Below are 25,317 nucleotides of genomic sequence, written 5' to 3'. Positions count from 1 at the left end.
CGTTCATGGCCTGCCGTTGCGGCGATCCTCGATCGTGTCCTTGGGCGGTGTGGCCAAGTCGCGATGCTGAACCGTGGGGGAAAAACCGGCGGCGCGCAAGGTGGCGGCAACCCGCTCGGCGACATGGACGGAACGGTGTCTCCCCCCGGTACAGCCGAAGGCGACGCTGACATAGGATTTGCCTTCAAGGGCATAGCGCGGAAGCAGCAGCAGCAGCAGCGATTCGATCTGAGCCACCGCCTGGGCATAGGCGGGGTCCTCCGCCACATAGGTGGCGACGTCGCCGTCGAGGCCGGTCAGCGGCCGCAGCTCCCGGTCCCAGTGCGGATTGCGCAGAAACCGCATGTCGAACACCAGGTCGGCGTTGCGCGGCAGCCCGCGCGCGAAGCCGAAGGACTGGATCAAGAGCGTCGTGGTCGCGCCCTTCTCGCCTGAGAAGCGGGCGCGGATGTCGTGCTGCAGGTCGTTGCGGCTGAAGCCGGTGGTGTCGAGGATGACGCCGAAATCACGCCGCAACGGCGCGAGCAGCTCGCGCTCACGGGCGATGCCGTCGGCGGCCGGCCGGTCGAGCGCCATCGGGTGGCGGCGGCGCGTCTCGGAATAGCGGCGCTCCAGTTCCGCGCCGGAGCAGTCGAGGAACAGCGTCGTGATCTCGTAGAGCGGGTCATCGCGCAGCACCTGGATACGGCGGATGATGCCATCGGCGGCAAACCCCCGCGTCCGGCTGTCCAGGCCCACGGCGAGCGGGCGCCCTTCGTCGGAACCCTCGGCCGGCGGCGTGCGCAACAGGCGGTCGAGCAGGGTCAGCGGCAGGTTGTCGACGACCTCCCAGCCCATGTCCTCCAGCGTGTCGAGCGCGGTCGACTTGCCGGCGCCGGACATGCCGGTGATCAGCAGGATGCGCTTGGGCGTGGTCATGCCGGCAGACCGTAGGCGCGCAGCGCCAGTTCGACCTTGATCGGCGCGGACGCCTCGAACGGCAATACCGTCACCACCGGCACCGCGACGCCGGCGATGCTGCGGGTCTCCGGCGCGTCCGGCATCCGCTCGACCGCATCGTCCAGCCGGACGATCAGGGCAATCGCCACCCGGTCGCGGTGGTAATGGTCGACGATGCCAAGGCCACGCACCTCGATCTTGCCGGCGATCGTGGCGGGCGGGGCCGCGATCAGCCGGGCGCCCTCGCGGGTCAGCAGCACCTGATCGTCGGACACCAGCAGCGCGCCCCGGTCGATCAGCCGCAGCGCCAGATCGGACTTGCCGCTGCCCGACAGTCCCTCGATCAGCACGCCGCGGCCGTGGATCGATACGGCGGTTGCGTGCGCCATCTCGGTCGACAGGGTGGTCATGGTTGCGGCGCTCCCACGGCCGGCAGGCGGATGACGAAGCTGGCGCCCGCCATGCCGTCGGCACGGTCCTCGGCGGAAATCGTGCCATCATGGGCTTCGACGATCGTCCGGGCAATGGCGAGACCAAGGCCGGAATGGCGACCGAAGCTCTCGCCTTCGGGCCGCAGGCTGTGGAAACGGCGGAATATCTCGTCGCGCTGGGCGACGGGCACGCCCGGCCCCTCGTCCTCGACCCGGACGACGACATCGCCGTCGACCTGGGTAGCGAGCACGCGAACGACGCCGCCCGGCGGTGAGAAGGAAACGGCGTTGTCGAGCAAATTCTCAAACACCCTAACCAGCCGGGACGGCTCGCCCATCACCACCGCCACGCCGATGCGCGGTCGGGCGAAGGCAACGCGGACGCCGCTGTCCGGCTGGCGCGCTTCCCAGTTGCGGATCAGCTTCTCCAGATGCTGGCCAAGGTCGATCGGCTCGAACTTTGCGCGGGACAGTTGGGCGTCGGCGCGTGCCGCCTCGGCGATGTCGGTGATCAGCCGGTCGAGCCGGCGGATGTCGTCCTGCACGATCGACAGCATCTGCGCCTGCGCGGCCGGGTCCCTGACGCTGGCCAATGTGTCGGCGGCGGAACGCAGCGAGGCGAGGGGGTTTTTCAATTCATGGGTCACGTCCGCGGCAAACGCCTCGGTTGCGTCGATCCGCTGGCGCAACGCCTGGCTCATGTCGGACACCGCCCGGGCAAGCAGGCCGATCTCGTCGCGGCGCGACGGCAGGCGCGGCACCACCACCTCGCGCGCCCGGCCCAACCGCACGCGGACGGCGGCGCGCGCCAGCCGGCGCAGCGGACGAACGATGGTGCGCGCCAGGAACAGCGACAGCAGCACCGACACCAGGATGATCAGCGCCAGCACCACGCCCAGGCGGAACCGTTCGGCGCGGACGGTGCGGGTGATAGCGCGCTCGTTGGCGGTGACGACCAGTCCGCCGCCGCCGGCCAGCGGGGATGCGGCGGTGACCATCGGCGTGCTGTCCGGCGCGCGCGCCAGGCCGGCGGCGATGCGCTGTTGCTGCCGCGCCTCGCGCAGCAGCGGCCATGCATCGGCGGTATCGCGCGCTGGCTCGTGAAACGATGGCGGCTGGTCGGCACCGACGACGAAATCGATTGTCCGGTCCATGAAGCGGGCGACATGGCGCTGCCATGCCTCCTCGTCCGGGTCGCGCAATATGTAGTTGGGCGGCCCCAGCCGCCAGCTATCCAGTTGCAACGCGCCGTCGGCGCCGTAGGTGCGCAGCCGGGCGCCACTGCGATCGGCAAGGCGCAGGATCAATGCGGGACGTGCCGCCGGACTGGCGGCGGACAGCGCCTCCGCCATGAACGCTGCTTCGCGTACTGCCGCGTGCAGGCGCGAATCGATCAGCCGCGACCGATAGCTGTCGAGGTAGAAGAAGCCGCCGGCGAGCATGGCCAGCGCGAAGATGTTGACCGCAAGGATCCGCGACGTCAGCGAGACGCGCGCCGACCAGCGCAGCTTGAGGGCGTCGTCCTCAGTCTTCGGAAAATCGGTAGCCGGCGCCATAAAGCGTCTCGATCGCCTCGAATTGTGGGTCGGCCTGGCGGAACTTGCGGCGCAAGCGCTTGATGTGGCTGTCTATCGTGCGGTCGTCGACATAAACGTCGTCCTGATAGGCGGCATCCATCAACTGGTTGCGCGATTTGACGACGCCGGGGCGCTGGGCCAGCGATTCCAGGATCAGGAACTCGGTGACGGTCAGCGTCACCTCCTTGTCCGCCCAGGTCACCCGGTGCCGCGCCGGGTCCATCGACAGCCGGCCGCGCACGATCGGCTCGGCGGTCGGCTCGCCATCTCCGTCACCGGCCGGGCCGAGCCGGGTCAGGTCGGCCCGGCGCAGGATCGCACGGATGCGGGCGATCAGCAGGCGTTGCGAAAACGGCTTGGCGATATAATCGTCGGCGCCCATCGCCAGACCCAGCGCCTCGTCCAGTTCGTCGTCGCGCGAGGTCAGGAAAATCACCGGCAGCGACGATTTCTCGCGCAGCCGGCGCAGAAGCTCCAGCCCGTCCATGCGCGGCATCTTGATGTCGCACACCGCCAGGTCCGGCGGGTTGTCGAGCAGCGCCTTCAGCGCGGCTTCTCCATCCGAATACAGCCGTGTGACGAAGCCCTCGGCCTGCAGCGCGATCGATACGGACGTAAGGATGTTGCGATCGTCGTCGACCAGGGCGATCACCGCGGACATCCCGATCCTCCTGCAAAACGGCCTCCGTCGCGTGCTAGACCAACGGGCAGCGCGCGGCAATCGCGCGGAGTTAATGACGTTCGTCGTTTGACCGGTCTGGCGCGTTTCGACTAGTGAAATCCCCCTGCATGGCAATTCAGCGGGCGTGCTCCGGTGCGGGCAGACGCTCGTCGACCGGGAGTGTTTTCATCGTGTCCATCACCAAACCGTCGTTCACGCTTGCCGAACAGGGCATTACCACCAGCGCCACCGTCCACTGGAACCTGCTGCCCGCGCAGTTGGTCGAGCTGGCGCTGGCGCGGGGCGAGGGTATCCTCGCCAAGGACGGGCCGCTGGTCGTCGAGACCGGTGCCCATACCGGCCGGGCGGCCAAGGACAAATTCTTCGTCCGCGACGCTGAAACCGAGGACACGATCTGGTGGGGCGACACCAACAAGAGCATGACGCCGGAACAATTCACCGCGCTGAAGGCCGATTTCCTCGCCGCGCTCGGTGCCAGCGACACGCTGTTCGTGCAGGACCTCTATGGCGGATCACAGCCGGAATACCGACTGAACGTACGCGTCATCACCGAACTGGCCTGGCACAGCCAGTTCATCCGCACGATGCTGGTGCGGCCGGAGCGCGCTGAACTGGCCGCCTTCATCCCCGAATACACGATCATCGACCTGCCCAGCTTCCGCGCCGACCCTGTCCGGCACGGCTCGCGCGGGGAAACGATCATCGGCGTCAGCCTGTCGGAAAAGCTGATCCTGATCGGCGGCACCAAATATGCCGGCGAGATGAAGAAGTCGGTGTTCGGCCTGCTCAACTACCGCCTGCCGGTGCAGGGGGTGATGCCGATGCACTGTTCGGCGAATATCGGACCGGACGGCGATACGGCGGTGTTCTTCGGCCTGTCCGGCACCGGCAAGACGACGCTGTCCGCCGACGCCAGCCGCACGCTGATCGGCGATGACGAGCATGGCTGGTCGGACACCGCCGTGTTCAACTTCGAAGGCGGCTGCTATGCCAAGATGATCCGCCTGTCGGCCGAGGCGGAGCCGGAGATCTACGCGACGACCCGGCGGTTCGGCACGATCCTCGAGAACGTCGTCATCGACCGCGACACGCGAGAGATCGACCTGGACGATGCGACGCTCGCGGAAAACAGTCGCGGCTCCTATCCCATTGATTTCATTCCGAATGCGTCGGCAAACAATATGGGGCCGGTACCCCGCAACGTTATCATGCTCACCGCCGATGCATATGGTGTGTTACCCCCGATAGCCCAGTTGACACCCGAGCAGGCGATGTATCATTTCCTGTCCGGCTACACTGCCCGCGTCGCCGGCACCGAGATCGGCGTGACCGAACCGACCGCCACCTTCTCCACCTGCTTCGGCGCGCCGTTCATGCCGCGCCATCCCTCGGCCTACGGCAATCTGCTGAAAGAACGGATCGCCAAGGGCGGCGTCAATTGCTGGCTGGTCAACACCGGCTGGACCGGCGGCAGCTACGGCACCGGCAGCCGGATGCCGATCAAGGCAACCCGCGCGCTGCTCAACGCCGCGCTCGACGGCAGCCTGAACACCGTCGCCTTCCGCACCGACCCGCATTTCGGTTTCCAGGTTCCCGTCAGCGCCCCGGGCGTCGACCCGAAGATCCTCGACCCGCGGGAAACCTGGGCAGACAAGGCGGCCTATGATGCCACCGCGCAGAAGCTGGTCAGCCAGTTCATCGCCAACTTCGCCCAGTTCGAGGCGCATGTCGATGACGGTGTCCGCCAGTCGGCGCCGCGTGTCGCCTGACGCCTGACGCCCGGCGTCACTCGCCGATCCACACCTCGACCGGCGTGCCGCTCTGGCGCAGGACGGCACGGATCGGCATCGCTTTCACCGGACCCGGGTTGCGGGCCGTCTGATAGGTGGCCCGTTTCGCCGCGCCGCTGATCGGCAGGACGATGCGCCGGCTGGCGAGGATGGCGGAGAGGGTAAGCGACAGGCGCTGATGCGCCGCCGCCGGCGGGGTGACGGCGATGGTCAGCGCATCGGTCTCCAGCCCCTCGCAAAGCTGCGGCGCGCCTGGGAATAGCGATGCGGTGTGCCCGTCCTCGCCCATGCCGAGCAGCATGATGTCGAACGGGCGGGGCAGGGCACGATAGGCCGCTTCGCAAGCGGGCTGACCGCTCGTCGCATCCACCGCCGCGTTCTTCATCGGCACGAACCGGGCCGCCGCGGCGCAGTCCGCGAGCAATTCGTCGCGCACCAGCCGTTCGTTGCTGTCGGGATGATCGGGCGCGACCCAGCGCTCGTCGACCAACGCGACGGTGACGCGATCCCAAGGCAGCCGCCGGCCGCGCAACGCGTGGAATATCGGGATCGGTGAGCGGCCGCCCGAAACGGCGATCAACGCCGCGCCGCGTTCGGTGATGGCGGCGGCGAGAGTCTGTTCGATCATATCGGCGATCAGTGGCGGCGTTGCATGGCTGTGTTCTGTCGTCATCGCGTGTATATGCCCGCGTCGGCGCCCCGGCGCCACGGCTGCCGCAGGGTAAGGGAGGGGCATTGGCGATGTTCACATTGGAACCGGTGACGATTGCAATCGACGGCGCGACAGCGCGCTTTCCGGTCCGGCGTATCTACTGCGTCGGACGAAATTACGCCGACCATGCCCGCGAGATGGGGGCGGACCCGGATCGCGAATTCCCGTTCTTCTTCTCCAAGCCGGCCAGTGCGGTGGTGGCGAGCGGGGCGATATTGCCGTTTCCCAGCCGCACCGACAATCTGCACCATGAGATCGAACTGGTCGTCGCGATCGGCGCGACCGGCGAGAATGTCCCGGCCGCCGAAGCAGGGGCGTTGATCTTCGGCCACGCCGCCGGACTGGACCTGACCCGGCGCGACCTGCAGGCGGCGGCCAAAGCTGCCGGCGAGCCGTGGGACATGGCCAAGGGGTTCGACAATTCGGCCCCGGTCGGCGCGATCGTGCAGGGACCGCCGCCCCGATCGGGCCGGATCAGCCTGAGCGTCGATGGCGATACCCGCCAGGATGCGGACCTCGATCGGTTGATCTGGAGCGTCGAGGAAATCATCGCCGGGCTGTCAACCTGGGTCGCGCTTGCACCCGGAGACCTGATCTTCACCGGCACCCCGTCTGGCGTCGGTCCGATCCGGCGGGGAGAAACGGTACGTGGCGAGATCGCGGGCGTGCCGGCGGTCGAGGTGACGTTCGCCACTTAACGGCGCGGTTGGAGGGTCAGCCGGTGACCCGCTCGAAATGGCCGGTGTCGAATCCGCTGGCGAGCAGCGCCGCGATGCGGCCGCCGACGACTTCCGGCGGCTTGACGGTCGTTTCATCCTCTCCGGGGAACGCCTTTGCGCGCATACGCGTCCGGGTTGCGCCGGGGTCGACGATCGCGACGCGGACCTTGCCAAGGTTGCGCTGTTCCTCCGCATAGGCGCCGACCAGCGTTTCGAGTGCCGCCTTCGATGCGCCATAGGCGCCCCAGAAAGCGCGCGGCGCCCGGCCGACGCTGGAGGTGACGGCGATCAGGTTGCCGCCGCCCGGCGCCACCCGCAACATCGGGTCAAACGCCGCGATCAGCGCCTGCTGGGCAGCGATGTTGAGCGTCAGCAGACGTGCGAACTCCTTCGGGTCGATCGTCTGGACCGGCCCCAGGCTGCCGAGCATCGCGGCATTGAGGACAAGCGCGTCTAGCGCCGTCCAGCGTTCGGCGATCGCGGCTGCGAGGCGGGCGACGCCGTCGCTGTCAGTCAGGTCCATAGGCGCGATCGTCGCGCTGCCGCCCGCTGCGTGGACCCGCTCCTCCACTTCCTCCAGCCCGCCGCTGGTGCGGGCGGTGAGCAGAACATGCGCGCCTGCGCGGGCAAGCGCCTCGGCGGTCGCGGCGCCGATGCCGCGGCTTGCGCCGGTGACTAGGACAAGGCGGTCGGCAAGGGGTTTGGTGTCGGTCATGAAAGTCTCGCTTGGGAACGGGAGAAGGCCGGGACGGTCAGATCACCCGTTCGGCGAGCAGTGAAAGCTGGTCGGTCGACGCGCCGAGATCGTCCTGATCGGTCAAAGTCGTAGGATAGTCGCCGGTGAAGCACGCATCGCAGAACTGCGGGCGAACGGTGGCACGGCGTTCCTGCCCGAGCGCTTTGTAGAGCCCGTCGATCGATACGAAGGCAAGGCTGTCGGCGTGGATATAGTCGTTCATCCCCGGCACATCGAGCTTGGCGGCAAGCAGTTTGGCGCGTTCTGGCGTGTCTACGCCGTAGAAGCAGCTGTGCCGCGTCGGCGGGCTGGCGATGCGCATATGCACCTCCTTCGCCCCGGCATCGCGCATCATCTGGACGATCTTGAGCGAGGTGGTGCCACGCACGATCGAATCGTCGATCAGCACGATGCGCTGGCCGGCAATCAGCGCACGGTTGGCATTGTGCTTCAGCTTGACGCCGAGGTGACGGACCTTGTCGCCGGGCTGGATGAAGGTACGGCCGACATAGTGGGAGCGGATGATACCGAGTTCGAACGGAATGCCCGATTGCTGCGCATAGCCGATCGCGGCGGGCACGCCGGAATCGGGGACGGGAATGACCAGGTCGGCGTCAACCGGCGCTTCCGTCGCTAACTGCGCGCCGATCGCCTTGCGCACGGTGTAGACCGACGCGCCGTCGACGATCGAGTCGGGCCGCGAGAAATAGACATGCTCGAAGATGCACGGGCGAGGGTTCATCGGCGCGAACGGGCGGATCGAACGGACCTCGCCCTCGGTGACGATGACGATCTCGCCGGGGTCGACGGCGCGAACATATTCGGCGCCGACGACATCGAGCGCGACGGTTTCCGACGCGAAGATGATGGCGTCGCCAAGCTTGCCCATGACCAGCGGCCGGATGCCGAGCGGGTCGCGGCAGGCAATCAGCCCTTCCGGCGTCAGACAGATCAATGAATAGGCGCCCTCGACCTGACGAAGCGCGTCGATGAATTTGTCGAGCAGCGTACGGTAGGCGCTGGTCGCAACGAGGTGGATGATCGTTTCGGTGTCCGAAGTCGATTGGAAGATGCTGCCACGCTGGACAAGTTCCCGCCGCAATTTCAGCGCGTTGGAGATGTTGCCGTTATGGGCGACGGCGAAACCGCCGCTGGCGAGGTCGGCATAGAGCGGCTGGACATTGCGCAGTGCTGTCTCGCCGGTCGTCGAATAGCGGACATGGCCGCAGGCGACCCGGCCCGGCAGGCCGCGGATCACTTCGTCGCGGTCGAAATTGCCGGCGACATGGCCCATCGCGCGGTGGGTGTGGAAATGTTCGCCGTCCCAACTCGTGATGCCGGCCGCTTCCTGGCCGCGATGCTGGAGCGCATGGAGGCCCAAGGCGGTCATCGCCGACGCGGTTTCGGCATTCCAGATGCCGAAAATACCGCACTCCTCATGTAGTTTATCGTCGTCGAACGGATTGGTAGTCAGCATGGAATCGCGGCCCACGGAAGCACGTTGCCTGCCATATAGGAATGCCGGGCCGGTTTGTCGCCCTCTTGTCACATAATGCTTCGAGGCCACGAACGGCTGGACGGGATTCGCAACCACGGCTAGCCAAAAGGACATGAACGACGATCATGAGCAGGGCGTCGTGCTGGCGCCGAAATTCGATGCGGCCGGGCTGATCACCGCGGTGGCGACCGACGCGGCGGACGGAACGGTGCTGATGGTCGCGCACATGAACGCGGCGGCGCTGGCGCTGACGCGGTCGACCGGCGAGGCGCACTTCTGGTCGCGCAGCCGTGGGCGCTTGTGGAAAAAGGGCGAAACGTCCGGTAACGTGCTGCGCGTCGTCGACATGCGGATTGACTGCGATCAGGACGCGATATGGCTGAGGGTGAACGCGGCCGGTCCGGCCTGCCATACCGGTGAGCGAAGCTGCTTCTACCGGCGGATCGACGGGGACGGGCTGGTCCGCGACTGAGGGCTGCGCTGCTGTCAATATTGTCAATTGATCATTCCGTAAACGTCAATCTATGATGACGTATGGCTACGCAGCATCACGCGACCGTTGACACGCCGGACACGCGCAACCGGCATCAGTATTCGATCTCCGACCTGTCGGAGGAGTTTCACGTCACGGCCCGCGCGTTGCGCTTCTACGAGGACGAAGGGCTGATCGCGCCGCAGCGGCGTGGTACCGCCCGAATATACTCGAAGCGTGATCGCGCCCGGCTGGCGTGGATATTGCGTGGCAAGCGCGTCGGTTTCTCGCTCGGCGAAATCCGCGAGATGATCGATCTCTACGATATCGGCGACGGGCGGCAGGAGCAGCGCCGGGTGACGATCGAGAAATGCTCCGCCCGGGTGAAGATGCTTGAGGCGCAGAAGCGGGACATCGATGCGACGATCGATGAACTGCGGCGTTTCATCGATGCGGTTGCCCAGGTCGACGCCGCCGACTGAATCTAGTCCGTCGTTCTTCTGGAGAGAGTTTGGACATGCCGATCTACACCGCGCCGATCCGCGACACCCGCTTCGTGCTCGACAGGATTCTGAGGCTAGACCGCTACAGCAACCTCGCCGGCTTCCAGAACGCCACGCCGGACGTGGTCGAGGCGGTACTGACCGAAGGCGCGAAATTCGTCGAGGAAGTGCTGTTCCCGCTGAACCAGAGCGGCGACGCCGAAGGTTGCACCCGCCATGCCGATGGTGCGGTGACGACGCCGGCCGGGTTCAAGGGCGCCTATGACCAGTTTGTCGCCGCCGGATGGGGGACGCTGGGCGGCGCGGAGGAATTCGGCGGGCAGGGTATGCCGCATGTCGTCGCCACCGCCTTCGAGGAATATCTGTGTTCGGCCAACATGGCCTTCGCCATGTATAACGGGCTGACGATGGGCGCGGTCGCCGCGATCCTCGCCAAGGGCTCGGATGCGCAGAAGGCACTGTACGTACCGAAGATGGTCTCCGGCGAATGGGGCGGCACGATGAACCTGACGGAGCCGCAATGCGGCACCGACCTGGGTTTGATCCGCACCCGCGCCGAGCCGGCTGAGGATGGCAGCTACCGCATCACCGGCACCAAGATCTTCATCTCTGCTGGCGAGCATGATCTGACCAGCAACATCATCCACCTTGTCCTCGCCAAGATCAGCGGCGCGCCAGACAATGTGAAGGGCATCTCGCTGTTCATCGTGCCGAAGCTGCTGGTCAACGACGATGGCAGCCTCGGCGCGCGCAACGGCGTGTCCTGCGGCTCGATCGAGCACAAGATGGGCATCCACGGCAACGCCACCTGCGTGATGAATTATGATGGGGCGACCGGCTATCTGGTTGGGGAGGCCAACAAGGGGTTGGCGGCGATGTTCATCATGATGAACGCGGCGCGCCTCGGTGTCGGCCTGCAAGGGCTGGCACAGGGCGAGATCGCCCATCAGAACGCGGTCGCCTACGCCGGAGAGCGGCGGCAGGGGCGGGCGCTGACCGGCGCCGCCGAACCGGATGAGAAGGCGGATACCCTGTTCGCCCACCCTGACATCCGCCGCATCCTTATGGAAGGCAAGGCGCTGACCGAAGGGTTGCGGGCACTGTGCCTGTGGGGTGCTCTCCAGGTTGACCTCAGCCACAAGGCGGAGAGCGAGGAGGAGCGGCAGGCGGCCGACGACCTGATCTCGCTGCTGACCCCGGTGATCAAGGGCTACGGCACCGACATGGGCTATCGCATCGCTACCAACGCCCAGCAGGTGTTCGGCGGCCACGGCTACATCGTCGAGACCGGGGTTGAGCAGTATGTCCGCGATGCCCGGATCGCGATGATTTACGAAGGTGCCAACGGCGTGCAGGCGATGGACCTGGTCGGGCGTAAGCTGGCCCAGAACGGCGGCCGTGCGGTCCAGGCTTTCTTCGCGCTGGTTGCGGCGGAGGCAGCCGACGGCAAGGACGACACCGATGCGGCGGAGGTTGCGGGGGCGCTGGAGAAGGCCCTGGGTCAGTTGCAGGCGGCGACGATGTGGCTGGTGCAGAACGGCATAACCAATCCGAACAATGCCGGCGCGGCGGCGACGCCGTACCTGCACCTGATGGGTATCGTCGCCGTCGGATTGATGTGGCTGCGCGCGGTGCGGGCGGTCAGCGGCGACGACAGCGATTTCGCGCAGGCCAAGCGCACGACCGCGCGCTTCTTCGCCGGCCGGATGATGCCCCAGGCGGGCGCGCTCAGGCGGGAGATCGAAGCGGGGGCGGAGACGCTGATGGCGCTGGAACCGGGGCAGTTCGCGGCGTAGCGACCGGCGAGGGCCGGAGCACCGGCGGCGGCGTCTTCATGCATTGATCCGGATGCGGGCGTTTGAACTGCGTGCAGTTCCACAGCATCTTCTCGAAGCTGTTAGTGCGGTTGCGCAGATAACTGAACGCCTGATCGGCGACCTGCGTGTCGTTAAGCGGCAGGGCGTCCGCCGCCTTCGCCGCGCTGGTCCAGCCGACGAACTTGCAGAACGGGCGGTCGCCGCATGTCTCTAGTGCCAGCGCCGGGTAGCTGTCTGGCGAGGCGGTGCGGTCGAGGACGACGAGGAACGTGTCGCCCGCCGCCGAAGCCGTCAACAGTCGGATGGGCTTGCTGGCGGGCAGCACCGCCAGCGCCGCGGCTCCCATCGCGCCGGGTACCAGGGCCGGCGACGGGGCTGGCCGATGCGCCGCTGACAGAAAGGCGATCTTCGCGATCATCGGTTCCCGCCCGGCAGGACTGAAACGAAAGGCAGGCGGCGTGCCCCACCACCCCGTCCAACGGAAGAACAGATGGCTGTTCACCGCCGCCACCTTGTCGAGGCTCGCGCTCCAATAGGGCACGACCCAGTCGGTATGGTAATGCGTGGCGTGGCCGACCGGCTTGAACACCTTGCCGGTCAGCGCCTGGCGCGCCCGCGCCTGCGCCACTCGCCAGGCCGCCGGCGCAGGCACGCGGGCAAGCGCGCCGTCGCAGGTGAAGGTGAACTGGCAGCCGGTCGAGCGTTCCTGCCCCTGAAACACGACGCCGCAGACCGTCTTGGGAAAGGCCGGGTGGCGCAGCCGGTTGATGACGACCTGGGCGACGGCCCGCTGCCCGTCGGCATCGGCGCCGCCGGCTTCGTACAGCATCGCCGCCGCCAGGCAGTCGATGGCGCGGGCGAGGTCGTCGCCGCTGCCCTTCAATCGAAACGGCCGCGCCGCCGGGTTCGGCCCGCGGACGAACGGCACCGCGGCGTTGATCGCCATCGCCTGCTCCCGGCTCAGCACGCGCAGTTCCAGCGGTTCGACAGGCGGCGGTGGCGATGCGTTACGGGGCGGCGGGCTTGCACCGCCGGGCGCTGGGGCGGGGCGGGACTTTGTCCAGCTTGCCACCCCGAGCCCCGTCGCAAGCAGGAGCAACGCGACGATCGCCCACGCCGTCGGTGGCAAGGAAGCGCGCGCCCGGCGCACCCGGGTGCCGCCGCCTACCCTTCCGGCAGGAAATCAGGCAGCGACAGATAGCGCTCGCCAGTGTCGTAGTTGAAGCCGAGGACGCGGGTGCCGGCGGGCAGGTCCTTCAGCTTCTGCGCGATCGCGACCAGCGTCGCCCCGGACGAGATACCGACCAGCATGCCTTCCTCACGCGCGGCGCGGCGGGCCATTTCCTTCGAGTCGTTGGCGTCGACCAGAATGGTGCCGTCGATCGCCTTGGTGTGAAGGTTGTCCGGGATGAAACCGGCACCCAGCCCCTGGATCGGGTGCGGGCCGGGGCGGCCACCGGAGATCACCGGTGACAGCGCCGGCTCTACGGCGAAGACCTTTAGACCCGGCCATTCCGGCTTCAGCCGCTCGGCGACGCCGCTGATGTGGCCGCCGGTGCCGACGCCGGTAATGATCACATCGATCGGCGTATCGCGGAAGTCGGCGAGGATTTCCTCCGCCGTGGTCCGGGCGTGAACGGCAACATTGGCCGGATTCTCGAACTGCTGCGGCATCCAGGCGCCGGGCGTGCCCTCGACCAGTTCGATCGCGCGCTCGATCGCGCCCTTCATGCCCTTGTCGCGCGGCGTCAGATCGAAGCTCGCGCCATAGGCGAGCATCAGTCGCCGCCGCTCCAGCGACATGCTTTCCGGCATGACCAGGATCAGCCGATAGCCCTTGACCGCCGCGACCATGGCGAGGCCGATGCCGGTGTTGCCGCTGGTCGGCTCGACGATCGTGCCACCCGGCTTCAGCGCGCCCGAACGCTCGGCATCCTCGATCATCGACAATGCGATGCGGTCTTTGATCGACCCGCCGGGGTTGGTGCGTTCCGACTTGATCCACACCTCCGCGTCGCCGAACAGCCGGCGCATGCGGACATGGGGGGTATTGCCGATGGTGTCGAGAATGCTCTCGGCCTTCATGTAACGGTCTCCTTGATCGGAACGTCCTCCAAGGACGCGGGCGGATCGAATGTATAGGCGTTGCGCAGTTCGGGAAACCAGCGGGCCCACAAAATGGCAACTGCTATCGCGCCGGCGCCCCCCGCGACGACGGCGGCGACCGGGCCGATCAGCGCGGCGAGAAAGCCGGACTCCGCTTCGCCCAGCTCGTTCGAGCCGGATACGAACAGGGTAGAAACAGCGCCGACCCGGCCGCGCATCGCATCCGGCGTGTAGATCTGGATCAGCGACTGACGAACATAGACGGACAGCATGTCGGCGGCGCCGAGCAGGGTCAGCATCGCCAGCGACAGCGGCATCGAGCGGGAAAAGCCGAATACCACCGTCGCACCGCCGAATACCGCGACGCCGACCAGCAGCTTGACGCCGACGTGATATCTGAGCGGGCGCCAGGAAAACCAGAGTGCGGTCAGCACCGCGCCGACCGCCGGGGCAGCGCGCAATTCGCCCAGCCCTTGGGCCCCGACATGGAGGATGTCGCGCGCGTAGATCGGCAGCATGGCCGTCGCGCCGCCGAGCAGCACCGCGAACAGATCGAGCGAGATTGCACCGAGAACCAGCCGGTTGCGCCTGACGTAGCGTAGCCCGTCGATCATCTGGCGCCATGGCGAATCGGCGGCGAAGGTGGGCAGGCGGACTCGCCCGATCAGCATCAGCGCGAGGAACGAGGCGGTGAACAACAGCGCCGACATCTCATAAGGCAGGGCATGGGAGCGCGCATAGAGCAGGCCGCCCAGCGCGGGGCCGAATACCGCGCCCGCCTGCCAGGCGATCGAACTCATCGCGATCGCGGTCGGCAGCACCGGCGGCGGCACCAGATTGGGCGCCAGCGCCTGCAACGCCGGCCCGGCAAAGGCGCGGGCCACTCCGAGCAGGGCGGCAACGGCGAAGATCGCCGGCAAGCTGATCGTATCGGTCCAGGTCAGCAGCATCAGCGCCAGCGCGCAGCCCAATTCCAGGCAGACGGCCGCGCGGGCGATCCAGCGCCGGTCGATCCGGTCGGCCACCCAGCCGACGACCAGCGTCAGCAGTAACAGTGGCAGGAATTGCGCGACGCCGACCAGCCCGAGTTGAAACGCCGCTTCCTTCGGCGTCATGCCGAGCTTGCCGCGCGCGATGTCGTACACCTGCCAGCCGATGACGATCACCATCGCCATCTGCGCCAGCGTCGCCGTCAACCGCGCGACGAAATAGGCACGGAAGGCCGGGAAGGCGAAGGGATGGGGAAGCGTCGGCGCAGCATCCGTCTTTGGTAAGGAGCCGCGGCTATTCAGTAGTGTCATAAACGCTGATTGCTTCGAACAACGCGGTAAGGGCAGAGCGTTCTTCGCCGGAAAGTTCCGGGCGCCAGATTTCGAAGAGCAGCACCACCCGCGTCCGGTCCCCGCGATTCCATGCCTCATGCTCGATTGAATCGTCGAACACCAACGCTTCGCCGTCACGCCATTCGCGGGTCTCGGCGCCAACGCGCAACGCGCAATCCGGCGCGGTGATGATCGGAATATGGCAGATCAGCCGGGTGTTGAGCAGTCCGTGATGCGGCCGAATGTGGGTCCCCGGCTTCAGCAGCGAGAACAAGGCCATCGGCGAACGCCCGTCAATTCTGGGAAGCGGTGCGGCTTCCAATGCGGCCATCGTTACCGGACAGCGTGCGGCATTGTCCGCGACAGGCGCCCCACCGCGCCACAGATAGAAGGCGCCCCAGCTCGGGTCGTTCAATAACGGATTGGGCGGCGGCGGTCGATCGGGATGAGCCTCTACATACGGTGGAAAGGCGCCATCGGCGTGGATGACCGCTTCGAGTTCGGCGCGAATGGCGGGGGCGGCTGCCTCCAGGGTGGCGAGCCATGGAAAATCGCTGCGCTCGTAGAATTCGATGTTGGGCAGGCCGGGAAAATAGAAGCTGTTCGGCTGTTGAAGATAGACGCCTCGCTTGCCCAGCAGAATGTCCAGCGCCTGCCTTACGCGCGGCGCTTGCCAGGTGGGTGAAAAACCTGCGCCTGCCAGTTGTTCAGCGAGATGAGCCTGATAGCGCTCCATCGCGCCAGCCAGATAGGATTCCGCACGGCGCAGATCTGCAACAAGCCCGGCGGGTGGGGGGCCACTCGCCCGCGCGCTGGCAAGCGCAATCTTGTAGAAGGCGGTTGCGGCGCGGTCGTCGCCTTGCCCCGCCCGCCGTTCGCCTTTCATCAGGAGGGCGCGAACATCGCGCGGCCGCTCGGCCAGAACGAGATCCAGGGCGGATTCTTCACCAGCCTCATCACCCAGCATGTGGCACGCACGCGCGATCAGGATATGCGGCTGCGGCACGCCGGGCGTGTCCTTTGCGGCGTGGAACAGGCGCAATGCCGTGGGCGCATCGCCGCGTTGAAGGGCGGCAACACCTTCGCGGATCATGCGGTCTGCTTTTGAGGCTGTCAGCATGCAGCGACCTTTACGACTTCGCCCGCAATAGGGAAGCCGGATCGGCCGTCAGGCAACGGTAACGAAGCTGTCAATCACCCGTTTCGATCCAGCCTGCTCGAACTGGATCTCCAGCTTGTTGCCTTCGATCGCGTCAATCCGGCCATAGCCGAATTTCTGATGGAACACGCGCATGCCGACGGCAAGGTCACTGCGTCCCTTGTTGCCGAGGCTGACAGCGCTGGTACGAGCCTCGACGACACGGGCAGGCGCGCGAGGTGAGCCACCGGTTGCGGCGCGCTGCCAGCCGGGCCCGCGTCCCGTGGCGCGTGCGACGTTGGCGAACGGGTCGGAATGGCCGGACCAGTTGGCGCGCCACAAGCTTTCGCCACCGGTCATGCTGGTCTGCACGTCGATATGCTCGGCGGGTAGTTCGTCGACGAAGCGCGACGGGATCGCGCTGGTCCACTGGCCGTAGATGCGGCGGTTCGCGGCGTGGAGGATAATCGCCTGCCGCCGCGCCCGGGTTAGCGCAACATAGGCAAGGCGGCGCTCCTCCTCCAGCGCGGCCAGGCCGCCCTCGTCCAGCGCGCGCTGCGACGGAAAAATGCCTTCTTCCCACCCCGCAAGATAGACAGTCGGGAATTCCAGCCCCTTGGCGGCGTGGATGGTCATGATCGTCACCTTCGCCTCGTCGGCGCGCGCGTCATTGTCCATGACCAGGCTGACATGCTCCAGGAAGGCGCCGAGCGTTTCGTATTCCTCCATCGCCCGAACCAGCTCGGTCAGGTTTTCGAGCCGCCCCGCCGATTCCGCCGTGCGGTCGGCCTGGAGCATCGCGGTATAGCCCGATTCCTCCAGTATCTGCCGTGCCAGTTCCGGGTGCGGCAGGCTTTGCGCCATGTCGCGCCAGCGCGCGATTGCCGCGACGAAGCTGCCAAGGGAGCGGCGGGCCGCGGCAGTCAGTTCGTCGCTGTCAAGCAATTGGGCGGCGGCCACCGCAAGGGGCATGTCCGTGGCGCGCGCGGCGCGGTGGATGGTCTCGACCGCCTTGGCGCCAAGACCGCGCTTCGGCACGTTGATGATCCGTTCGAACGCCAGGTCGTCAGCCGGCTGGTTGACCAAGCGGAGATAGGCAAGCGCATCGCGGATCTCGGCGCGCTCGTAGAAGCGGAAGCCGCCGACGATGCGATAGGGCAGGCCGATCGAGATGAAACGGTCCTCGAACTCGCGGGTCTGGTGCTGGGCGCGGACGAGGATGGCGTGCTGATCGAGCGGCTCGCCCCGGCGCTGACCGTCCTCAATCAACTCGCCGACGCGACGCGCCTCCTCCGGCCCGTCCCATACGCCCAGAACCTGCACCTTCTCGCCGGCGTCGGCCTCGGTCCATAGCGTCTTGCCTAGGCGGCTGCCGTTATGGGCGATGACGGCTGATGCGGCGGCGAGAATATGCGGGGTGGAGCGGTAATTCTGCTCCAGCCGGATGATCGTCGCGCCGGGGAAATCCAGCTCGAAGCGCAGGATGTTGGCGACCTCCGCCCCGCGCCATGAATAGATCGACTGGTCGTCGTCGCCGACGCAGCAGATATTCTTCCGTTCCTGCGCGAGCAGGCGCAGCCACAGATACTGGGCGCTGTTGGTATCCTGATATTCGTCGACTAGAATGTAGCGGAACCGCTCCTGATAGCGGGCGAGCACCGCCCGGTCGCGTTTCAGGATGGTCAGCATGTGGAGCAGCAGATCGCCGAAATCGCACGCGTTCAACGCCCGCAGCCGGTCCTGATAGGCGGCGTACAGGCGCTGGCCGGCACCGTCGGCGAAACCCGCCGCTTCGCCGGAATCAACATCCGCCGGGGTCCAGCCCCTGTTCTTCCACCGGTCGATCAGCCCACCGAGCTGGCGCGCGGGCCAGCGCTTTTCGTCGATATTCGCGGACTGGATCAGCTGCTTCATCAGCCGCAGCTGATCGTCGGTGTCGAGGATGGTGAAATTGCTTTCCAGCCCGACCAGTTCGGCGTGGCGGCGGAGCATCTTCGCGCCGATCGCGTGGAAGGTGCCGAGCCAGGGCATCCCTTCCACCGCTTCGCCGACCAGTCGGCCGACGCGCTCGCGCATCTCCCGAGCCGCGCGGTTGGTGAAGGTGACGGCGAGCAGTTCCGACGGCCAGGCCTTGCGGGTGTAGAGCAGGTGGGCGAGGCGCGCGGTCAGCGCCGCCGTCTTGCCGGTCCCGGCGCCAGCCAGCACCAGCACCGGGCCGTCGGTGGTCAGCACCGCCTGCCGCTGCGGTCCGTTGAGGCCGGCCAGATAGGGCGGGTCGTCCGGTGAAGGGGCGGGGAGAGTCATTGGCGAACAGTTAGGGAACAGTGGCGGCAAGCGCAACGGCAGCCGGCGGCACGGCGCGGCCGGATCACGCCGGTTGCAGCAGGGTCAGTCGGGCCTTGCCGTGCGTCCGCTCCGCGGCGACGACGAAGCCGGGAACGGTAACTGCTTCGTCCCGCGCAGTTTCGATGCTGGCCCAGCCGCCGGGGGCCAGGACCACCTGCGTCAGCGCCTGCTGCGCAAGGCCGCTGCCATACGGCGCGTCGGCGAAGATCAGGTCGAACGGCCCGCCCGCCAAGGCGGTGGCCGATTGGACGCGGATATCCACCGTGGCGCCCAGTTTGGCCGCATTGGCGCGGATCGCGGCAATCGCCGCCGAATCCTGCTCGACGAAGGTGCAGTGGGCGGCGCCGCGCGACAGCGCCTCAAAGCCCAGCGCACCGCTGCCGGCGAACAGGTCTAGGGCGCGCAGCCCCTCGAACGTCCCCAGCCGGCTCGCCAGCATGGAGAACAGCGCCTCGCGGGTGCGGTCGCTGGTCGGGCGGGTGGCCTGGCCAGCCGGAGCGGTCAGCGACCGTCCGCGCCAGGTGCCGGCAATGACGCGCATCAGCCCAGCGTCTTTCGGAAGGCGGCAAGATCGTGCGGGCGGACTTCGTCCACCGCCCCGACCGGCAGGTCGGTGAGCGCGAACGGGCCATAGGCGGTACGGATCAGGCGCGACACCTTCAGGCCCAGATGCTCCAGTACGCGGCGCACCTCGCGGTTCTTGCCCTCGCGCAGCTTCAGTTCGATCCAGACATTGGCGCCGGTCCGGCGTTCCAGATTCGCGTCGATCGATCCGTAGCGGACGCCATCGATCGTCACCCCCTCGATCAGGTCCTCCAGCGCCGCCTGGCTGACCTGGCCATAGGCGCGGGCGCGGTAGGTCCGTTCAACTCCGGTTGCCGGCAGTTCCAGTTGGCGTTTGAGGCCACCGTCGGTGGTGAGCAGCAGCAACCCTTCCGTGCTGAGGTCAAGGCGGCCGACCGGCATTACCCGCGGCAGGCCGTCGGGCAGGCGGGTGTAGATCGTCGGCCGGCCTTTCGGGTCGCGCTCCGTTGTCAGCAGGCCGGCGGCCTTGTGGTAGCGGAACAGCCGGGCGGGCGCCGCCGGCGCCACCTGCTTGCCGTCAACTGTCACGCCTTTCAGTGAAGCGAGAATGGTCGCCGGGGTATCGAGCACCTTGCCGTCGAGAGCGATCCGGCCTTCGGCGATCATCCGTTCGACCTCTCGCCGCGATGCGACTCCGGCGCGGGCGAGCAGCTTGGCGATACGCTGGTCGCCGCTCTCCACCGCAGAACGGCGGGGCTGGGTGGGTTTCTGGCGACGGGGCGGCGGCATCAACCTTGTCCTTCGAAAAATTCACACGGGGCCGGGGTGCGGGTGCGACGAACCGGCGCCTGCGGCGTTGTCTTCCCCGGCGGGCGATGTCGCGCAAGGCTGGCCAAGCGCGGCAATGGCCCAAACGGGACGGAGCGGCAATGCTGTTTGACCGAAAGGCGCGGATGATCGAGCGGGTGTTGATCGTCGAGGACGAGCCGCTGGTTGCGTTCGACAGCGAGCATTTCCTGATCGAGCAGGGTTATCAGGTGGTAGCGACCGTCGACAGTGTCGCGCAGGCGCTCGCGGTGATCGCAGCCGAACAGATCGATCTGGTGCTAGCCGATGTCTCGCTGTCCGATGACGGCGATGGGGTGGCGGTGGCGCAAGCGGCGCATGCGCGCGGGATCGCCACGCTGTTCGTCACCGGCGCCTGTCCGCCGGACGCGCGGCAATTCGCCATCGGCTGTCTGGCCAAGCCCTATGGCCATCGCCAGTTGCGGCAGGTGATCGATACGGTGCAGGCGGTGATGCGTGGTGAAACCCCGGAGCAATTGCCCGCCGGCCTCAGCCTGTATTGAGCCGCGATTCGACCTCGTCGTGGAAATGGCGGACGCCGCTTTCCAGCGTACCCAGCGTCAATTGTTCGATCGCGCCGGCTTCCAGGCCCTGCTGGCCGAGCATGGCGGCGCGAAAGTCCTCGCCGCCGAACACGCCGGTATCGAGAAGCTCCCAACTGCGTTGCCAATGGTCGCGGGCCTTGTCGGTCGCGGGCGCCGCCGGGATCAGCATGAAATCCTCGACCAGAACGCGGTCATGGCCGCGTGGCATCAGCACCATCAGGTTCACGTAGTCGGGACTGATGACGATCACCGTCGCGGGGAATAGCTGATAGGCGAAGGTGACGGCGGAGCGCAGCGCCGGCCAATCGCCGGGGTCGAGTGCCGCCAGATCCGCCACCCGCCCGACTGCCGAGCGCTGATGGGGGCCGATCGTATCGGCGGCGGTTACCCCATCCTTGAAGAACGGACCGATCGTCTCGGCATGCAACCGCTGGACATGATAGCTTTCCAGAAACGCGTCCATGATCAGCTTCCAGTTCGCGGCGACGTCGTGGGTATGGCGCCTGAACAGGTGTAGCGCGCCGAGCGCGAACGCGTCGAAATCCGGGCCGACCGCCTCTGCGGCAGTGAAATCGGCATCCGTGGCGAAGGCGAACCAGATAAGCCCGCCGATTTCGCGGCTGGGCAGCTCGACCAGCCCGTAGCCCACCTTGTCGAGGCCGGGGAAGCTGTCGGCGCGGGGCAGGCCGACCAGTCGGCCGTCGAGCGCGTAGCTCCAGGCATGATAGGGGCAGACCAGACGCGGGGCGTGCTGCGCCGTCGTCCCCTCGACCAACCGCGTACCGCGATGACGGCAGACGTTCATGAAAACATGAGCACGGCCATCGGCGTCACGGGTGATGAGCAATGGCTTGCCGAAGCCGTCATGGGGCACCGCGGTATTCGGCTGGGGAAGCAGAGCGGATGGAGCGATGACCTGCGGTAGCCGGTCGAAAAGCGCCGCTTTCTCCGCCGCCCAGCGCGCCGGGTCGGTGTAGGCGGCGGCGGCGACGCGGCTGATCGCAGCGGCAGGCGCGGCCCCGCCATGAGTGATGCGGTCTGCGAGCGCGAGCTGGCCGGCGGTGGGCATGGGCACGGTCATGGCCGGCAGGATGATCCTTGTTGACGTGAACGGCAAGGGAGGTTCCGACTTGACGGGGCCGGGCGGGGCCGCTCACTTCCGCCGATGGCGTCCAATCCTTCGCAGGCCACGCGGCCATCCCTGATCGAATCGGTGAAGCCCTATCTGGAGAAGGCGCCGTTGGCGGCGTTGTTCCTCGGCATATCGTCCGGTTTTCCCTATGCGATGATCGGCGCGACGCTAACCACCCGGCTGGCGCAGGACGGCATCGACAAGAAAGCGGTGACGGCGTTCAGCCTGGCCTTCCTGGTCTACAACCTGAAATTCCTGTGGGCCTGGGTGGTCGACGGCGTGCGCTTGCCGCTGATCGGGCGGCTGGGCCAGCGCGTGTCCTGGCTGATCTTTGCCGGGGTTCTGGTGATGGCGGCGGTCGCCAATCTGGCACTGGTCGATCCCAAGACGAGCCTGTTGCAGACCGCCTATGCGGCGGTGCTGGTCGGCATCGCCGGCGCGACGTTCGACATCGTCATCGACGCCTATCGGATCGAACTGCTGAAGCCGGAGCAACTGGGCGTCGGGTCTGGCATGTCGCAGTATGGCTGGCGAATCGGATCGGCGGGCGCCGGGGCGATCGCGCTGGTGGTTGCGGCGCGGATCGGGTGGGAGGCGGCCTATCTCGCCTGCGCGGCGCTGGCGCTGCCGGCGATGCTGGCCGGGCTGATCGCCGGAGAGCCGGAGCGGCACCGCGCGCCGGGTGGCAGGCACGGGCTGGCGGAAAGCTGGCAGGCGATTTCGGGGCCGCTGGTCGAGTTCTTCCGTCGGCAGGGGGCGTTTCTCGTTCTGCTGTTCATCCTCCTCCACAAGATCGGCGACACGCTCGCCAATCTGACGCTGCGGCTGCTGTTCGACTGGCTTGGATTCACCAACGACGAGATCGCGCTCTACGATGTCGGTCTGGGCTTCTGGGCCTATCTGATCGGCATCTTCGTCGGCGGCATCGTCTACGCGCGGATGGGGATGAAGCGATCGGTGTTGCTCAGCCTGATCCTGATGGCGGTGTCGAACCTCAGCTTTGCCGCGTTGGCGGCGGCCGGCCACAGCAATGCCGGGATGGCGGCGGCGATCGGCTTCGAGAACTTCGCCAGCGGCGTCGGCGGGGTGACGGTGGTCGCCTATTTCTCGGCGTTGACCGACCTGCGCTTCACCGCCGCGCAATATGCGCTGATCTCGGCGGCGGCGAGTGTCGTCGGGCGCTTCCTGACCGGCACGACTGCCGGGGCGCTGCTCGAAGGCTTCGGCTATGTGAATTTCTATCTGCTGACCACGCTGGCGGCGGTGCCGGGAATATTGCTGTTCTGGCTGATGATGCGTTCCGGGCTGATCGATGCGTCGATCGGGACGGCGGGTACCGATTCAGGCAAGGAGCGGCCGGCCTAGATCGGCAAAGGCGCGGCTGACCGCCTGGGCGCTCGACAGGGCGCCGAGCGACTGGCTGCTCGGCAGCAGCGCGCCAAGCCGGCGACGGGCGCCGCGCGGGTCGGCCTCCGAAGTGGCGATCGCGGTTAGCAGCGTCGATTCGCCATCGGTCATGCGCGGGCAGCAGCAGGGGGCGACGATGATCGGGTTGGCGGCGGCACGCGCCATTTCCGCCATCAACGCGCGCAGCAGGACGAGGGGGCGGCGGTAGCTCTTGCCGAAGGCGCCGAGGAAGGCGGCGGCGGCGTGGGCATCAGCGAGGCCGCCCGCCGCCATCCGCCGGATCGCGAACAGCAGCAGCCGCGCCCGATCGTCGGTGGGGATCGGGTGCGGCAGCATGGTCGAGAAATCGGCGGCAGCGGGCATGGACGACTCCCTTGGTTATCAGGGTCAAATCACACCATAGGACGCTATTGCAAGTCAATCGCAATAATATCAATCGGGCGGCGTGCCGTTGAGCGCGAGGGCAACGCCGGCGAGATAGAGCGAACCGGCAATCAGGATCGTGCCGGGGCGACCGGGCGATCCCGCCGGCGCGCCGGAGGCGTGCTGCGAAGCGTTGGAAGCGTCTGCGGCCGCCGCCATGCCGGGGGCGTGGAGGTCGGGAGCTACCGTGGTGCCAGAGGCGCCCGTCGGTACGGCGGGGGTGTGGCTGTCCGTAGCTGGCGTCATAGCGGGGGGAGCGTCGGTTCCAACGGCGGAGGGCGGCGGGGGTGCCAGGACCGGTGTTGCGGCGATGGTGAGGGCGGTGGGGATGTCGGCGGCGGTCGTCGCTGAAATGCCGAACGCGGCGGCGGTGGCGGCGATGGTGGCCGGGGGGTGATGGTCGTGACCGGGCACCGGCACCGCGACCAGGCGGGCGACCATCGGCGCAAGCAGGCGGAGGAAGCCTTCGATATCTTTGTTGGCGAGCATGCCGAGGATCATCGTGATCCGCTGGCCGCCGAGATGGATCGCCAGCGCCTCGGCAGCGGCGGGGTTATGGCCGCCGTCGAGCAGCAACGTGGTGCCGGGCGGCAGCGTGGCGACGAGGACGCCGTGGTGGAGCGGCTGGAGGCGCGCCGGCCAGCGGGTCGCGGCAATGCCGGCGGCGATGTCCGACTCGGAAACCACGATCGCCTGCTGGTGGCGCAGCATGGCAACCGCAAGGGCGGCGTTCAGATGCTGGTGGGCGCCGGCGAGGCCGGGTTCGGGCAGGGCGACAGTGCCAAACGCGTCGCGATAGGCGAACGGATGCTCGTCTATGGTCCAGCCCTCACCAAGGCTGTGGACCGGCGCGCCGGCGACCGCCGCGACGGCGCGGACCGATTCGGCGACGCTGGCGGAATAGGCGAGGGTGACGAGCGGCACCCCGGCACGGGCGATCCCCGCCTTTTCCGCCGCGATCTGTTCCGCCTTGTCGCCGAGGAAGGCCTGATGATCGATGCCGAGCTGGGCGATGCCGCAGACGACCGGCGCCGGGATGACGTTGGTCGCGTCGAGCCGGCCGCCAAGCCCAACCTCGATCACGCAGGCGTCCGCCGGCACGCGGGCGAAGGCGAGGAAGGCGGCGGCGGTCGTCACCTCGAAAAAGCTCGCCTGAAGATCACCGGCGACGGCCAGCACCTCCTCCAAAAGCGGCGCCAGCAGCGCGTCGTCGATCAGCCGCCCGGCGAGGCGGATTCGTTCATTGAAGCGGACGAGATGGGGGCTTGAATAGACGTGGACGCGCTTGCCCGCCGCCTCCTGCATCGCGCGCAGGAACGCACAGGTCGATCCCTTGCCGTTGGTGCCGGCGACATGGAACACCGGCGGCAGTTGCAGTTGCGGGTCGCCGAGGCGGGCGAGCAGGGTGGCGATGCGGTTCAGACCGAGGATGTCGCGCCCCGGCGACAACAGGGTCAGGCGGTCGAGCTGGCGCTGGACGGCCGGGTCGGCGGAATGGGCGAAATCCATGTTCGGTGGCGGCTCGGATCTCAGATCTATGAACTTTTTATCCCGTCATTCCCGCGTAGGCGGGAATCCCCGTGGTGGGCAGCTCGCTGTTGGCTCGCATAGGGCGTGCGTCCGTGTGGGAGAAGGGAGATTCCCGCCTACG

At 67.3% G+C, this 25,317-nt stretch carries 24 protein-coding genes; 7 read left to right on the top strand and 17 right to left on the bottom strand.

Features of this window, described 5'->3' with window-relative positions; translation table 11 throughout:
* Nucleotides 1-3: 3 nt before the first annotated feature.
* From rapZ to E4A53_RS03025, 4 genes are read right to left on the bottom strand one after another with little or no spacing between them, the layout of a single operon-like run.
* Entirely contained in the window at nucleotides 4-918 is a 915-nt protein-coding gene (gene rapZ, locus E4A53_RS03040) for an RNase adapter RapZ (RefSeq protein ID WP_136161642.1), read from the bottom strand.
* Nucleotides 915-1,349 (bottom strand): HPr kinase/phosphorylase, encoded by a 435-nt coding sequence (locus E4A53_RS03035; RefSeq protein WP_136161641.1) that lies wholly within the window; start codon nucleotides 1,347-1,349, stop codon nucleotides 915-917. The genes rapZ and E4A53_RS03035 overlap by 4 nt, the downstream gene beginning before the upstream one ends.
* The gene (locus tag E4A53_RS03030) at nucleotides 1,346-2,926 is read right to left on the bottom strand and encodes a sensor histidine kinase (protein ID WP_136161640.1); all 1,581 of its coding nucleotides are present in this window, start codon (nucleotides 2,924-2,926) and stop codon (nucleotides 1,346-1,348) included. The genes E4A53_RS03035 and E4A53_RS03030 overlap by 4 nt, the downstream gene beginning before the upstream one ends.
* Nucleotides 2,895-3,608: a response regulator transcription factor gene (locus tag E4A53_RS03025; RefSeq protein ID WP_136161639.1), complete on the bottom strand. Its 714-nt coding sequence runs from the start codon at nucleotides 3,606-3,608 to the stop codon at nucleotides 2,895-2,897. The genes E4A53_RS03030 and E4A53_RS03025 overlap by 32 nt, the downstream gene beginning before the upstream one ends.
* A 191-nt stretch (nucleotides 3,609-3,799) precedes the next feature.
* Here E4A53_RS03025 and E4A53_RS03020 point away from each other — a divergent pair, with 191 nt between their 5' ends.
* Nucleotides 3,800-5,398: a phosphoenolpyruvate carboxykinase gene (locus tag E4A53_RS03020; RefSeq protein WP_239018101.1), complete on the top strand. Its 1,599-nt coding sequence runs from the start codon at nucleotides 3,800-3,802 to the stop codon at nucleotides 5,396-5,398.
* A gap of 16 nt (nucleotides 5,399-5,414) precedes the next feature.
* Here the strand turns inward: E4A53_RS03020 and pgl are convergent, their stop codons facing one another.
* Nucleotides 5,415-6,092, bottom strand: coding sequence for a 6-phosphogluconolactonase (gene pgl / locus E4A53_RS03015; RefSeq protein WP_136161637.1), 678 nt, complete (start codon nucleotides 6,090-6,092; stop codon nucleotides 5,415-5,417).
* A 68-nt stretch (nucleotides 6,093-6,160) separates the two neighbouring features.
* Between pgl and E4A53_RS03010 the strand changes: the two genes are divergently transcribed.
* Nucleotides 6,161-6,829, top strand: a complete 669-nt coding sequence (locus tag E4A53_RS03010) for a fumarylacetoacetate hydrolase family protein (protein WP_136161636.1) — start codon at nucleotides 6,161-6,163, stop codon at nucleotides 6,827-6,829.
* 16 nt (nucleotides 6,830-6,845) lie between these two features.
* Here the strand turns inward: E4A53_RS03010 and E4A53_RS03005 are convergent, their stop codons facing one another.
* Nucleotides 6,846-7,565 carry an SDR family NAD(P)-dependent oxidoreductase gene (locus tag E4A53_RS03005; RefSeq protein ID WP_136161635.1) on the bottom strand — a complete coding sequence of 240 codons (720 nt, stop codon included), beginning with the start codon at nucleotides 7,563-7,565 and terminating at the stop codon, nucleotides 6,846-6,848.
* A gap of 37 nt (nucleotides 7,566-7,602) precedes the next feature.
* Nucleotides 7,603-9,063, bottom strand: a complete 1,461-nt coding sequence (gene purF, locus E4A53_RS03000) for an amidophosphoribosyltransferase (RefSeq protein ID WP_136161765.1) — start codon at nucleotides 9,061-9,063, stop codon at nucleotides 7,603-7,605.
* A 133-nt stretch (nucleotides 9,064-9,196) separates the two neighbouring features.
* On the opposite strand from purF, the gene hisI reads away from it, so the two are divergent.
* The 3 genes from hisI (at nucleotide 9,197) to E4A53_RS02985 (ending at nucleotide 11,855) form a co-directional block, all read left to right on the top strand.
* Nucleotides 9,197-9,556 carry a phosphoribosyl-AMP cyclohydrolase gene (hisI, locus tag E4A53_RS02995; RefSeq protein ID WP_136161634.1) on the top strand — a complete coding sequence of 120 codons (360 nt, stop codon included), beginning with the start codon at nucleotides 9,197-9,199 and terminating at the stop codon, nucleotides 9,554-9,556.
* A gap of 62 nt (nucleotides 9,557-9,618) precedes the next feature.
* Nucleotides 9,619-10,038 (top strand): MerR family transcriptional regulator, encoded by a 420-nt coding sequence (locus tag E4A53_RS02990; RefSeq protein ID WP_136161633.1) that lies wholly within the window; start codon nucleotides 9,619-9,621, stop codon nucleotides 10,036-10,038.
* A gap of 35 nt (nucleotides 10,039-10,073) precedes the next feature.
* Nucleotides 10,074-11,855, top strand: coding sequence for an acyl-CoA dehydrogenase C-terminal domain-containing protein (locus E4A53_RS02985; protein ID WP_136161632.1), 1,782 nt, complete (start codon nucleotides 10,074-10,076; stop codon nucleotides 11,853-11,855).
* On the opposite strand, the gene E4A53_RS02980 is transcribed toward E4A53_RS02985, so the two are convergent.
* The 7 genes from E4A53_RS02980 to E4A53_RS02950 form a co-directional block, all read right to left on the bottom strand.
* Entirely contained in the window at nucleotides 11,788-12,822 is a 1,035-nt protein-coding gene (locus tag E4A53_RS02980) for a cell wall hydrolase (RefSeq protein WP_136161631.1), read from the bottom strand. The genes E4A53_RS02985 and E4A53_RS02980 overlap by 68 nt on opposite strands.
* Nucleotides 12,823-13,040: 218 nt before the next feature.
* The gene (gene cysK / locus E4A53_RS02975; protein WP_136161630.1) at nucleotides 13,041-13,961 is read right to left on the bottom strand and encodes a cysteine synthase A; all 921 of its coding nucleotides are present in this window, start codon (nucleotides 13,959-13,961) and stop codon (nucleotides 13,041-13,043) included.
* Nucleotides 13,958-15,283: an MFS transporter gene (locus E4A53_RS02970; protein WP_136161629.1), complete on the bottom strand. Its 1,326-nt coding sequence runs from the start codon at nucleotides 15,281-15,283 to the stop codon at nucleotides 13,958-13,960. The genes cysK and E4A53_RS02970 overlap by 4 nt, the downstream gene beginning before the upstream one ends.
* Nucleotides 15,267-16,424 carry an aspartyl/asparaginyl beta-hydroxylase domain-containing protein gene (locus E4A53_RS02965; protein WP_136161628.1) on the bottom strand — a complete coding sequence of 386 codons (1,158 nt, stop codon included), beginning with the start codon at nucleotides 16,422-16,424 and terminating at the stop codon, nucleotides 15,267-15,269. The genes E4A53_RS02970 and E4A53_RS02965 overlap by 17 nt, the downstream gene beginning before the upstream one ends.
* A 48-nt stretch (nucleotides 16,425-16,472) precedes the next feature.
* Entirely contained in the window at nucleotides 16,473-18,746 is a 2,274-nt protein-coding gene (locus E4A53_RS02960; RefSeq protein WP_136161627.1) for an ATP-dependent helicase, read from the bottom strand.
* 64 nt (nucleotides 18,747-18,810) lie between these two features.
* Complete coding sequence (gene rsmD, locus E4A53_RS02955) at nucleotides 18,811-19,329, bottom strand: 16S rRNA (guanine(966)-N(2))-methyltransferase RsmD (RefSeq protein ID WP_136161626.1); 519 nt, start codon at nucleotides 19,327-19,329, stop codon at nucleotides 18,811-18,813.
* The gene (locus tag E4A53_RS02950) at nucleotides 19,329-20,102 is read right to left on the bottom strand and encodes a pseudouridine synthase (RefSeq protein WP_136161625.1); all 774 of its coding nucleotides are present in this window, start codon (nucleotides 20,100-20,102) and stop codon (nucleotides 19,329-19,331) included. The genes rsmD and E4A53_RS02950 overlap by 1 nt, the downstream gene beginning before the upstream one ends.
* A gap of 140 nt (nucleotides 20,103-20,242) precedes the next feature.
* On the opposite strand from E4A53_RS02950, the gene E4A53_RS02945 reads away from it, so the two are divergent.
* Nucleotides 20,243-20,662, top strand: a complete 420-nt coding sequence (locus E4A53_RS02945) for a response regulator (protein ID WP_136161624.1) — start codon at nucleotides 20,243-20,245, stop codon at nucleotides 20,660-20,662.
* Here the strand turns inward: E4A53_RS02945 and E4A53_RS02940 are convergent.
* Nucleotides 20,649-21,785 carry an aromatic ring-hydroxylating oxygenase subunit alpha gene (locus E4A53_RS02940; RefSeq protein ID WP_136161623.1) on the bottom strand — a complete coding sequence of 379 codons (1,137 nt, stop codon included), beginning with the start codon at nucleotides 21,783-21,785 and terminating at the stop codon, nucleotides 20,649-20,651. The two genes, E4A53_RS02945 and E4A53_RS02940, sit on opposite strands and share 14 nt — an antisense overlap.
* Before the next feature lie 84 nt (nucleotides 21,786-21,869).
* On the opposite strand from E4A53_RS02940, the gene E4A53_RS02935 reads away from it, so the two are divergent.
* Nucleotides 21,870-23,201 carry an AmpG family muropeptide MFS transporter gene (locus E4A53_RS02935; RefSeq protein ID WP_136161622.1) on the top strand — a complete coding sequence of 444 codons (1,332 nt, stop codon included), beginning with the start codon at nucleotides 21,870-21,872 and terminating at the stop codon, nucleotides 23,199-23,201.
* On the opposite strand, the gene E4A53_RS02930 is transcribed toward E4A53_RS02935, so the two are convergent.
* Both E4A53_RS02930 and E4A53_RS02925 read right to left on the bottom strand, forming a co-directional pair.
* Nucleotides 23,178-23,606, bottom strand: a complete 429-nt coding sequence (locus E4A53_RS02930; RefSeq protein WP_136161621.1) for a DUF6628 family protein — start codon at nucleotides 23,604-23,606, stop codon at nucleotides 23,178-23,180. The genes E4A53_RS02935 and E4A53_RS02930 overlap by 24 nt on opposite strands.
* 69 nt (nucleotides 23,607-23,675) lie before the next feature.
* Complete coding sequence (locus E4A53_RS02925) at nucleotides 23,676-25,175, bottom strand: bifunctional folylpolyglutamate synthase/dihydrofolate synthase (protein WP_136161620.1); 1,500 nt, start codon at nucleotides 25,173-25,175, stop codon at nucleotides 23,676-23,678.
* Between the last annotated feature and the right edge of the window lie 142 nt (nucleotides 25,176-25,317).

The organism is Sphingomonas flavalba (assembly GCF_004796535.1).
In the GTDB taxonomy this organism is placed as follows: domain Bacteria; phylum Pseudomonadota; class Alphaproteobacteria; order Sphingomonadales; family Sphingomonadaceae; genus Sphingomonas_L; species Sphingomonas_L flavalba.
The sequence above is the reverse complement of the archived record's forward strand: the minus strand, read 5'-3'. Positions and strand labels throughout refer to the sequence as shown.

What these genes read in the sequence shown, in the direction of transcription:
- E4A53_RS02970 (WP_136161629.1), bottom strand. Translation starts at nt 15,283, where the DNA reads ATGACACTACTGAATAGCCGCGGCTCCTTACCAAAGACGGATGCTGCG.
- E4A53_RS02960 (WP_136161627.1), bottom strand. Translation starts at nt 18,746, where the DNA reads ATGACTCTCCCCGCCCCTTCACCGGACGACCCGCCCTATCTGGCCGGC.
- E4A53_RS03025 (WP_136161639.1), bottom strand. Translation starts at nt 3,608, where the DNA reads ATGTCCGCGGTGATCGCCCTGGTCGACGACGATCGCAACATCCTTACG.
- E4A53_RS02935 (WP_136161622.1), top strand. Translation starts at nt 21,870, where the DNA reads ATGGCGTCCAATCCTTCGCAGGCCACGCGGCCATCCCTGATCGAATCG.
- E4A53_RS02965 (WP_136161628.1), bottom strand. Translation starts at nt 16,424, where the DNA reads ATGCTGACAGCCTCAAAAGCAGACCGCATGATCCGCGAAGGTGTTGCC.
- E4A53_RS02925 (WP_136161620.1), bottom strand. Translation starts at nt 25,175, where the DNA reads ATGGATTTCGCCCATTCCGCCGACCCGGCCGTCCAGCGCCAGCTCGAC.
- rapZ (WP_136161642.1), bottom strand. Translation starts at nt 918, where the DNA reads ATGACCACGCCCAAGCGCATCCTGCTGATCACCGGCATGTCCGGCGCC.
- cysK (WP_136161630.1), bottom strand. Translation starts at nt 13,961, where the DNA reads ATGAAGGCCGAGAGCATTCTCGACACCATCGGCAATACCCCCCATGTC.
- E4A53_RS03010 (WP_136161636.1), top strand. Translation starts at nt 6,161, where the DNA reads ATGTTCACATTGGAACCGGTGACGATTGCAATCGACGGCGCGACAGCG.
- hisI (WP_136161634.1), top strand. Translation starts at nt 9,197, where the DNA reads ATGAACGACGATCATGAGCAGGGCGTCGTGCTGGCGCCGAAATTCGAT.
- E4A53_RS02930 (WP_136161621.1), bottom strand. Translation starts at nt 23,606, where the DNA reads ATGCCCGCTGCCGCCGATTTCTCGACCATGCTGCCGCACCCGATCCCC.
- E4A53_RS02950 (WP_136161625.1), bottom strand. Translation starts at nt 20,102, where the DNA reads ATGCCGCCGCCCCGTCGCCAGAAACCCACCCAGCCCCGCCGTTCTGCG.
- E4A53_RS03035 (WP_136161641.1), bottom strand. Translation starts at nt 1,349, where the DNA reads ATGACCACCCTGTCGACCGAGATGGCGCACGCAACCGCCGTATCGATC.
- E4A53_RS02940 (WP_136161623.1), bottom strand. Translation starts at nt 21,785, where the DNA reads ATGACCGTGCCCATGCCCACCGCCGGCCAGCTCGCGCTCGCAGACCGC.
- pgl (WP_136161637.1), bottom strand. Translation starts at nt 6,092, where the DNA reads ATGACGACAGAACACAGCCATGCAACGCCGCCACTGATCGCCGATATG.
- E4A53_RS02945 (WP_136161624.1), top strand. Translation starts at nt 20,243, where the DNA reads ATGCTGTTTGACCGAAAGGCGCGGATGATCGAGCGGGTGTTGATCGTC.
- rsmD (WP_136161626.1), bottom strand. Translation starts at nt 19,329, where the DNA reads ATGCGCGTCATTGCCGGCACCTGGCGCGGACGGTCGCTGACCGCTCCG.
- E4A53_RS02985 (WP_136161632.1), top strand. Translation starts at nt 10,074, where the DNA reads ATGCCGATCTACACCGCGCCGATCCGCGACACCCGCTTCGTGCTCGAC.
- E4A53_RS02990 (WP_136161633.1), top strand. Translation starts at nt 9,619, where the DNA reads ATGGCTACGCAGCATCACGCGACCGTTGACACGCCGGACACGCGCAAC.
- E4A53_RS03005 (WP_136161635.1), bottom strand. Translation starts at nt 7,565, where the DNA reads ATGACCGACACCAAACCCCTTGCCGACCGCCTTGTCCTAGTCACCGGC.
- purF (WP_136161765.1), bottom strand. Translation starts at nt 9,063, where the DNA reads ATGCTGACTACCAATCCGTTCGACGACGATAAACTACATGAGGAGTGC.
- E4A53_RS02980 (WP_136161631.1), bottom strand. Translation starts at nt 12,822, where the DNA reads ATGGCGATCAACGCCGCGGTGCCGTTCGTCCGCGGGCCGAACCCGGCG.
- E4A53_RS03030 (WP_136161640.1), bottom strand. Translation starts at nt 2,926, where the DNA reads ATGGCGCCGGCTACCGATTTTCCGAAGACTGAGGACGACGCCCTCAAG.